1 protein-coding gene is annotated in these 2,250 nt (G+C 43.6%); it reads right to left on the bottom strand.

Features of this window, described 5'->3' with window-relative positions:
- A partial coding sequence (locus BM253_RS17020) for an Ig-like domain-containing protein (protein WP_177205825.1) occupies positions 1 to 2,250 on the bottom strand: 2,250 nt, incomplete at both ends.

The raw sequence follows: 2,250 nt of genomic DNA, 5'->3' as shown, positions 1-2,250 counted from the left end.
CGGTGTATTTGGCGAAAGCTCATTCATTAGCTTAGCAGCATCTGCAGCACTTAAGAACCATTTTACGTTTGGTTCGTTCATTGCTAAATCAGATACTTTTGCTGAAAAGTTGAATAACTGTGTTGCCTGACCTGTTGGGCTTGCCGGACGTGTACCCACATTTACTGCAATGTTCTTTCTTGCCGAAATACAACTTCCGTTCTGGTTAGCTATATAATAACTTCCAGAGGTAATTAAGTAAGTACCCGGCAATGCTGCGGTTGTTGTATTATCCGTATACCAAACATAATTGGTACTTCCGTTTGTATTTAAATCTGCAATGGTTGTTCCTTCACAAGTAGTGATTGAGGCAATGGTAGGTATCGTTATGCTTGTTACCTGAACCTGAACCGCAATTCGGCTCGATTCGCAATTACCTATAACCTGTTGTACATAGTACGTTCCTGTTGCTACTTGTGTAGTTCCTGCCAACGGAATCATAGACTGCATTGATGAATACCAGTTTAAGGTTGCAGAAGGATCTTTAACAACTACTAAATCGTTTAATGTTGATCCGCCACAAACCGTTTGGAATGATGCTGTTGGCGCAGGTACTGTTGCAGCTACAGTAACCTGTATTGCCTGTCTTGCTGATTCACATGTTCCTACTACCGAACTTACATAATAAGTTCCTGTAGCCAATAAGGTACTAGATGGCAACTGTATGGTGCTTGTTGAACTGCTGTACCATTTTAACTGGGTATAGTTAAAACCGTCTACAACCATGGTTTGAACTCTGCTATTGCTACAAACATTCAATTGGGTTGTGGTTAAAGCCTGTGCCTGGTTTATTGTAACCTGTACCGGAGTGCGGGTTGTACTTTCACAAGTACCTACGGTTTGCGATGCATAGTAGGTTGTTCCGCTTACCAATGCCGTAGTTGCCGGTAATAATGTACCGCCTGTTGCCGCACTGTACCATTTAATGTTACTTCCGTTTATAACAATGCTGGCTAATGTAGCATTCTGACCTACGCAGAAGTTTTGACTACTTGCCGTTGGTGCTGTTACAAAAGCAGGTTCTGTAATGGTAAACGACTGTGTCTGCATACAATTGTTCGCATCTGTCACGGTAACTACATACGTACCTTTTCCTAAATTAGTTAAACTAGAGCCGCTTTGTCCGTTAGACCACAAATAGCTGTAAGGTGCTACACCGCCACTTGCAACCACAGAAACCGAACCGTCGTTTAAGCCATAACAGCTTATGTTGGTTGAATTACTTGTGGTAAACACAAGGGCTGCCGGTTGCGAAATGATTACCGATACCGGTGTACTTGCCGTACACCCGTTAGCATCTGTTACCTGAACTGTATAGTTGCCTACCACTAAATTACTAACTGTAGCATTGGTTGTTGATATTCCGTTAGACCACTTATAGGTAAAAGGAGCTGTTCCGCCGGTTACCGTTATGGTAGCTGTTCCGTTATTTCCTCCGTTACACAATACATCTCTGCTATTCGATAACATTGCCTGTATAGCTCCCGGTTGGGTTATTGTGAAATTTTCGGTAATGGTGTTTCCTGTTGAATCTGTTACCAGAACACTGTAAGTACCCGCAGCTAATCCGGTAGCGGTTGCGTTTGTACCACCGCTTGGCGACCATAAGTAGGTGTATGGTGCATTTCCGCCCATTGCTACAATGGTAGCTGTTCCGTCACTTGCCCCATTACATTTTACGTTGGTTTGAGATACAGACTGAACCATTAATGGTATTGGCTGTATAACGGTAAAACTTTCGGTTACCGTACAACCGTTTGCATCGGTTACCGTTACCGTGTAATTACCTGCAATTAATCCGGTTGCCGTTGCATTTGTACCGCCGCTTGGTGACCATGAGTAGGTGTAAGGTGCGGTTCCGCCTGTTACCGAAACAGTTGCAGATCCGTCATTACCACCATACCAGGTAACATCGGTATGAGAACTGCTTGCTATTGCTAAAACGGCAGGATCTGTAATGGTAGCGGTTTCCGTTAAAGTACATCCGTTGGCATCTGTAATGGTTACAGAATAAGTTCCCGCAGGCAAATTGGTTATAGAGCTGGTCGTTGCTCCTGTATCCCATAAATAGGTGTAAGGTGCCACGCCGCCTGTTGGTGCAAGTACAACACTTCCATTATTTGCTCCGTTACAAGTAATGCTTGTTGATGCCATATTAGATACAAGAGCATCCGGTTCATCAATCGTAACATTTGCGGTTGCAGTACGATT

This window comes from Paenimyroides ummariense, assembly GCF_900115115.1.
Taxonomy (GTDB): Bacteria; Bacteroidota; Bacteroidia; order Flavobacteriales; family Flavobacteriaceae; genus Flavobacterium; species Flavobacterium ummariense.
This window is presented reverse-complemented; position numbering and strand designations above follow the sequence as displayed.